General features: G+C 75.7%; 6 protein-coding genes. 3 read left to right on the plus strand and 3 right to left on the minus strand.

All coding sequences use genetic code 11. The annotated features are described in order from the left end of the window. Positions 1-3: 3 nt before the first annotated feature. From ACSLTV_RS31235 to ACSLTV_RS31245, 3 genes are all read left to right on the plus strand, one after another. Positions 4-654, plus strand: coding sequence for a hypothetical protein (locus ACSLTV_RS31235; protein WP_432139359.1), 651 nt, complete (start codon positions 4-6; stop codon positions 652-654). After that, positions 651-1,181 (plus strand): ferritin-like domain-containing protein, encoded by a 531-nt coding sequence (locus tag ACSLTV_RS31240; protein WP_432139358.1) that lies wholly within the window; start codon positions 651-653, stop codon positions 1,179-1,181. Before ACSLTV_RS31235 ends, ACSLTV_RS31240 begins: the two co-directional genes overlap by 4 nt. Positions 1,182-1,953: 772 nt before the next feature. Continuing rightward, on the plus strand, positions 1,954-2,853 hold the full coding sequence (locus tag ACSLTV_RS31245; RefSeq protein WP_432139357.1) for an aminoglycoside phosphotransferase family protein: 900 nt from the start codon (positions 1,954-1,956) through the stop codon (positions 2,851-2,853). A gap of 203 nt (positions 2,854-3,056) precedes the next feature. On the opposite strand, the gene ACSLTV_RS31250 is transcribed toward ACSLTV_RS31245, so the two are convergent. From ACSLTV_RS31250 to ACSLTV_RS31260, 3 genes are all read right to left on the minus strand, one after another. Next, a complete protein-coding gene (locus ACSLTV_RS31250) occupies positions 3,057-4,757 on the minus strand; it encodes a proline--tRNA ligase (RefSeq protein WP_432155612.1) in 1,701 nt (566 codons plus the stop codon). Positions 4,758-4,828: 71 nt separating this feature from the next. Next, positions 4,829-5,362, minus strand: coding sequence for a GNAT family N-acetyltransferase (locus tag ACSLTV_RS31255; protein ID WP_432139355.1), 534 nt, complete (start codon positions 5,360-5,362; stop codon positions 4,829-4,831). 52 nt (positions 5,363-5,414) lie between these two features. After that, positions 5,415-6,263: a GNAT family N-acetyltransferase gene (locus tag ACSLTV_RS31260; RefSeq protein WP_432139354.1), complete on the minus strand. Its 849-nt coding sequence runs from the start codon at positions 6,261-6,263 to the stop codon at positions 5,415-5,417. Positions 6,264-6,478: the final 215 nt, after the last annotated feature.

Consider the following 6,478-nt stretch of genomic DNA (forward strand, 5'->3'; position numbering starts at 1 on the left):
GCAGTGCCCTACGCTCCGCCGCCGCGCTCCCCGTCGGGACCGCGCAGAAGATCCCTGCTCGCCTCGGCCGCCGGGGCCGCGCTGCTCGCCGGCTGCTCTCCCGGGTCCGACGGCTCCGCCTCGGGCGAGAGCCCCACCCGTCCCTCCGCGGCGGACCAGGCACGCGCGCGTGCGGCGCGGGACAGCGCCGGGCTGGTGGAGCGGTACGACGCGGTGCTCGCCGCGCATCCGGCGCTGACGGGGCGGCTGGCGCCGCTCAGGGCGGAGGTCGTACGGCACGTGGAGGCGTTCGGGGGCGAGGTGAAGGCGCCACGGGCGCCGTTGTCGCCGTCGTCCCCGTCGCCGTCCCGGTCGGCGTCGGCTCCGGCCGCGTCCGCTCCGGCTGGTGCGGGGCCGAGCGGATCGGCGCCGGCGCCTTCCGGGGCGAGCGCTCCGGCGCCCGGTGCCTCCCGGTCCCGTGGGTCCGGGTCCAGTGCTTCCGTGCCGGTGGATCCGAAGGCTGCCCTGGCCGGTCTGGCCGAAGCCGAGCGGGCGCTCTCGGACGCCCGGATCACCGCGCTGCTCGACCTGCCGGGTGAGTCCGCGCGGCTGCTGGCGTCGGTGGCGGCGGCCGGAGCGGCGCACGCGTACCTGCTCACCGAGGAGGCCCGATGAGCGCGGCGGACGAGCTGCGGGCGCTGCAGGCCGCGCTGGCGGCCGAGCACGCGGCCGTGTACGGCTACGGGGTCGTCGGCGGGCGGATCCGCGAGGAGCGGCGCACGGAGGCACGGTCCGGGTACGACGCGCACCGGGCGCGGCGCGACGCGCTGATGCGCGAGGTGCACGACCGGGGCGCGACGCCGGTCGCGGCGAGCGCGGGGTACGCCCTGCCGTTCCCGGTGGCCGACTCGGTCGCCGCGGTACGGCTCGCGGCCGAGCTGGAGGACCGGGTGTCCGGGGTGTACTCCGACCTGGTGCGGGCGACGGCGGGGGCGCGGCGGCGGGAGGCGGCCGTGGCACTGCGGGAGGCGGCGGTGCGGGCGGTGCGCTGGCGCGGCGGCGGCGTGGCCTTCCCGGGGCTCGCCGAGCGCGCCGAGCGCACCGAGACGGCCGCCGCCGGCGCCCCGGGCCGATCGGGCCACTCCCCGGCTCCGGGGCCGTCGCCGGAGCGGGTCCGCTCTTCGTCGACCCCGTCGAGGTGACGCGGCGCCGGGCACACCGGACGAGCCGCGGTGGGCCGCCGGCACCCCGGATGCGCCGGTCCGGCGTCGTCGAGGTGATCGGCGGTCGGGGTGAACGGCCGCGGGGAGGGGCCCGGCGGGCAAGGCGCCAGGGCGGTGGCCGGACCGCCGAGGCGCCGCGGGCGGACACCGGACCGGTCGGGGCACGTCCGGGCACACCGGGGCGTGGTCGGCGGCCGGTGCCGGGCTGAGAGAGTGTGTTTGGCCCGGGTCGTCGTGGGCAGGCGCCCGGATCGCCGGGGCGCGTCCCAGCGTCACCCGGGGCACCCAGCACAATGACCCGGGTCAGGACCGCGGGCCTCGGAGGTCGGCACCGGAAAGCCCGGCGCGGCCCCCGGGACCGCACGGCGGCGGGTGTGGGAACGAGCGGAGGCACGGCCCTCGGGCCCGAGGCACGGCGTCCGAGCGGGCGGGGCACGGGCCGCGGGCCGGACATGAGGCGCCTGAGTGCCGGGGGCCACGCGGCCGGGGCCCGGGGCTGCGGGGCTGCCGGTTCCGTCGGCGAGCGGCCTGAGCGGCCTCCGGCAGTGGAAGCCGGCCGAGGCCGGAACCACCGGATCGCCGGAGCCGACGCCGCAGCAGGACCTCCGGCGCGACGGCAGTGGGTGGGCCGTCGGGCGCGGTGGTGCCCGGAAGGGCGGGGCGGGCCGTCGGGATGACGTGGGCGGGCCGTCGGGGTGATGGGACGTGGGGCCGTCGGTGCGACCGGGGGCAGGAAGGGAACGACTCGCGCATGGTTTTCGAACCGCCGCAGCGTCTGGCCAGGGCGCTCGGTGAGACGGCACCCGACGGTGACGACTGGCTGGAAAGGCTGCCGGAGGCGGTGGACAGGGCCGTCGCGCTGCGCGATTCGACCGCGGAGCGGGTTCAGGTGCCCGGCGGCCGCAGCAGCCTGGTGCTGCTGGTGCGGCGGGCGGACGGCACTCCGGCCGTGCTGAAGCTGGCCCCGCCCCGGTTCCGGCCGGAGGCGGAGCGTGCGGCGCTCGCGCGGTGGGCCGGGCTGGGCGCCGTACGACTGCTGGAGGACACCTCGCCCGACGGGGCACTGCTGCTGGAGCGGCTGCACCCCGACGTCTCGCTGCGGTCGCTGCCGGAGGCGAAGGCGCTGCTGGAGGCGGCGGGGACGCTGCGCCGCCTGTGGGTGACGCCGTCGGCCGGGCACGGGTTCGAGACGGTGGCCGGGCGCACCGGACGGCAGGCGGCGGCGATGCGGGCGAGCGCCGGGCGTGACCCGGAGGTGGCGCCGCTGGTGGAGGCGGCGCTCGCGGCCCGCGAGGAGCTGCTGGCCGGCCCGGCGCAGGAGCTGCTGCTGCACGGTACGTTCCGGCAGAGCAAGGTGCTCTCCGGGGACCGGGTGCCGTGGTTGGCCGTGGGGCCCGACCCGGTGGTCGGGGAGGGCGCGTTCGACCTGGCGCGGCTGGTGCGCGACCGCGTGGAGGACCTGATCGCCTCACCGTCGGGGGCGACGACCACCCGGCGCCGGGTGAAGCGGCTCGCGGAGTCCCTGGAGGTCGACCAGGAGCGGCTGCGCGGCTGGACGCTGTTCCGGGCGGTGGAGTCGGGGGTGCGGGCCCGCCGGGTGGGGCGCCGGCGGGACGCCGAGCTGCTGCTGGAGTTCGCGAGCTGGCTCTGAGAGGGGACCCGGCTCCGAGGACGTGACCCCCGCGGCGCCCGGCTGGTGGCGACCGCACATGAGACGCGTCGTGGGAGCACGGTCGCCGCACGACGAGTACCCGGGGCGCCCGGTAACAGTCGCCGGCGGTGCCGGGGTGCTTCCCCCGGCACCGCCGGCACCACCTCGCGTGACCTGGAGCGACACCGCGTCCGGCGCGCGCGTCAGGCGGTGAGGCGGGCGACCGCCTCCTCGACCGTCAGCTCCTCGCGCTCGCCCGTGCGGCGGTCCTTGAGCTCGACGACACCCTCGCCGGCGCGCCGGCCCGCCACGAGGATCCGCGGTACGCCGATCAGCTCGGAGTCGGTGAACTTCACGCCCGGGGAGACGCCCGCCCGGTCGTCGACGAGGACCCGCAGGCCGGCCGCCGCGAGCCGCTCGGAGACGTCGAGAGCCAGCTCGGTCTGCAGGGCCTTGCCGGCGGCGACCACGTGGACGTCGGCCGGGGCCACCTCGGCGGGCCAGCACAGGCCCTTGTCGTCGGCGGTCTGCTCGGCGAGCGCCGCGACCGCGCGGGAGACACCGACGCCGTAGGAGCCCATGGTGACGCGGACCGGCTTGCCGTTCTGGCCGAGGACGTCGAGCTTGAGGGCGTCGGCGTACTTGCGGCCCAGCTGGAAGATGTGGCCGATCTCGATGGCGCGGTCCAGCTTCAGGCCGGTGCCGCACTTCGGGCAGGGGTCGCCCTCCTGGACGACCACGACGTCGACGTACTCGTCGACCTGGAAGTCCCGGCCGGCGACGACGTTCTTCGCATGCAGGTCGGGCTTGTTGGCGCCGGTGATCCAGGCGGTGCCGGGCGCCACGCGCGGGTCGGCGAGGTACGTGACCTTCTCCAGGCCTTGCGGGCCGACGTAGCCGCGCACCAGGTCGGTGCGCTCGGCGAAGTCCGCCTCGGTGACCATCTCCACCGCTGCCGGGGCGAAGTGCGCCTCCACCTTGCCCATGTCGACCTCGCGGTCGCCGGGCACGCCCACGGCGACGATCTCGCCGTCGACCTTCACCAGCAGGTTCTTCAGCGTGGCGGAGGCCGGGACGCCGAGGGAGGCGGCGAGGGTCTCGATGGTCGGGGTGTCGGGGGTGGGGATCTCCTCCGCGGCGGGCACGGCGGAGCCGTCCACCGGCTTCAGCTGGTAGCTGATCGCCTCGGTGTTGGCCGCGAAGTCGCAGTTCGGGCAGTCGGCGAAGGTGTCCTCGCCGGCGCCGGCCGGGGCGAGGAACTCCTCGGACTTCGAGCCGCCCATCGCACCGGCGGTGGCGGCGCAGATGCGGTAGTCGAGGCCGAGACGCTCGAAGATGCGCTGGTAGGCCTGGCGGTGCAGGGCGTACGACCGGGCGAGGCCGTCGTCGTCGAGGTCGAAGGAGTAGGAGTCCTTCATCAGGAACTCGCGGCCGCGCAGGATGCCGGCCCGGGGGCGGGCCTCGTCGCGGTACTTGTGCTGGATCTGGTACAGGATGACCGGCAGGTCCTTGTAGGAGGACGCCTGGTCCTTCACCAGGAGGGTGAAGATCTCCTCGTGGGTCGGGCCGAGGAGGTAGTCGCCGCCCTTGCGGTCCTGCAGGCGGAACAGCTCGGCGCCGTACTCGTCCCAGCGGCCGGTCGCGTCGTACGGCTCACGGGGCAGCAGGGCGGGGAGCAGCACCTCCTGGGCACCGATGGCGTCCATCTCCTCGCGGACGACGCGCTCGACGTTGGCGAGGACCTTCTTGCCGAGGGGCAGCCAGCTCCAGATGCCGGCGGCGGTGCGGCGGACGTAGCCGGCCCGGACGAGAAGCTTGTGGCTGAGGACCTCGGCGTCCGCCGGGTCGTCGCGCAGCGTCTTCGCCATCAAGTTCGACATGCGCTGGACCGGTGCGTTGGCCATGGTTCTCGTACTCCTGCTGCGTGAGGGTGATGGCAGGAGGTTAGCCGGGCGGGCGGCCCGGCCGGAAATCCTTAACGGCGCAGCAGGGGCAGCACGGCGCCCATCACGGCGTACGGGCGGGGGGCGCTGGGGAAGAGGACCTGGCGGGCGAGGTCGTGGTAGCCGAGGGAGCGGTACAGGGCGCGGGCGGGGCTCTCGGTGTCGATGGCGGAGAGGATCGAGCGGGGCTCGGTGGCGCTGTCGGTGATCGTGGTGATCAGGGCGCGGCCCGCGCCGCGGTTCTGGTAGGCCGGGTGGACGTGGAGTTCGGTGATGACGAAGGAGTCGTCGAGCCAGTGGTCGTTGCCCCGGGCGCGCAGGTAGGGCTCGACGACGGTGGACCACCAGTGGGCGCGGTCGTTGGGCATGCCGTAGACGAAGCCGGCGAGCCGGCCGTCGGGCGTGGTGGCGCCGAGGGCGCGGGCGCCCGGGGAGGTCATGTGTCTGAGGACGATCTGGCGGCGTACCGCCACCTCGTCGGGGCCCAGGCCGAAGGCGACTGCCTGGACCGCCAGCGCCTCGTCCACGTGCGCGGAGAGGTCCAGGGGGCCGATGACGAGGTCCATGCGGGGAGCGTACAGGGGGTGCGGGGGGTGCCGGGGCCGAGAAGGAGACGCTTCAGAACAGCACGCTCATGAAGGCGCCGACCTCCCGGAACCCGACCCGGCTGTACGTCCTTCTCGCCGCGGTGTTGAAGTCGTTGACGTACAGGCTGACGACCGGGGCGACGTCCGCGAGGGCGTGGCGCAGGATGGCCGCCATGGCGGGGGCCGCGATGCCCCGGCCCCGGTGTTCGGGGGCCACCCAGACGCCCTGGACCTGGCAGGCCTGGGCGGTGGCGGCGCCGATCTCGGCCTTGAAGACGACCTTGCCGTGCTCGTCGAAGCGGGCGAAGGAGCGGCCGGCGCCGACGAGTTCGGCGACCCGGGCCTGGTAGAGGAGGCCGCCGTCGCCGGCCATCGGGGAGACGCCGACCTCCTCGGTGAACATCGCGATGCAGGCCGGCATGATCCGTTCCATCTCGTCCTTGCGGACGCGGCGGACGTACGGGTCGGGGGTGATGTCGGCCGGCACGCGGTCCGTGACCATGAGGGGCTGGTGGCGGCGGACGTCGCGGGCGGGGCCCCAGTTGGGTTCCAGCAGGCGCCACAGGTCGTCGGTGGTCCGGGCCGGTCCGACGATGGAGGAGCAGCGGCGGCCGGCGCGGCGGGCGCGGTCGGCGAAGGCGCGGACGGCGCGGGGGGTGGCGCAGATGGGGACGAGGTTGGCGCCGGCGTAGCAGAGGGACGTGAGCATTCCGTCCTCGTACCAGCCCCACATCTCGCCGCCCAGGCGCCAGGGGTCGAGGCCGGCGGCCTGCACGCGGGACGTCACGAAGGCGTTCGCGACGGGCTCGCGGTCGAGGACGGCGAGGGCGGCGTCCAGGTCGCTCGGTTCGAGGACCCGGGAGGTGGTCTGGGTCAACACGGGGGTCCTCCGGGGAACTGCTGGTTTCCGCACTGTACCTGCGGGAGCTGAGGTACGCCGCCCTGCGCCCGACCGCTCGGGGGGCTGTGTGCGTGCCCGTGCGATTCGGGGGGTGCTCGCGCAGTCCCCGCGCCCCTCACGGGGCGCTGCGCCTGGGCTTGGTCAGCCCGCGACCGAGATCGACGGCTCCCCGCTCGTCACGCCGTCCGCCTGCA

This window comes from Streptomyces sp. bgisy159, assembly GCF_965341775.1.
In the GTDB taxonomy this organism is placed as follows: Bacteria; Actinomycetota; Actinomycetes; order Streptomycetales; family Streptomycetaceae; genus Streptomyces.

Bases quoted from the DNA above. Each gene is read 5' to 3' on its own strand.
- ACSLTV_RS31245 (WP_432139357.1), top strand. From the start codon at position 1,954: ATGGTTTTCGAACCGCCGCAGCGTCTGGCCAGGGCGCTCGGTGAGACG.
- ACSLTV_RS31240 (WP_432139358.1), top strand. From the start codon at position 651: ATGAGCGCGGCGGACGAGCTGCGGGCGCTGCAGGCCGCGCTGGCGGCC.
- ACSLTV_RS31250 (WP_432155612.1), bottom strand. From the start codon at position 4,757: ATGGCCAACGCACCGGTCCAGCGCATGTCGAACTTGATGGCGAAGACG.
- ACSLTV_RS31255 (WP_432139355.1), bottom strand. From the start codon at position 5,362: ATGGACCTCGTCATCGGCCCCCTGGACCTCTCCGCGCACGTGGACGAG.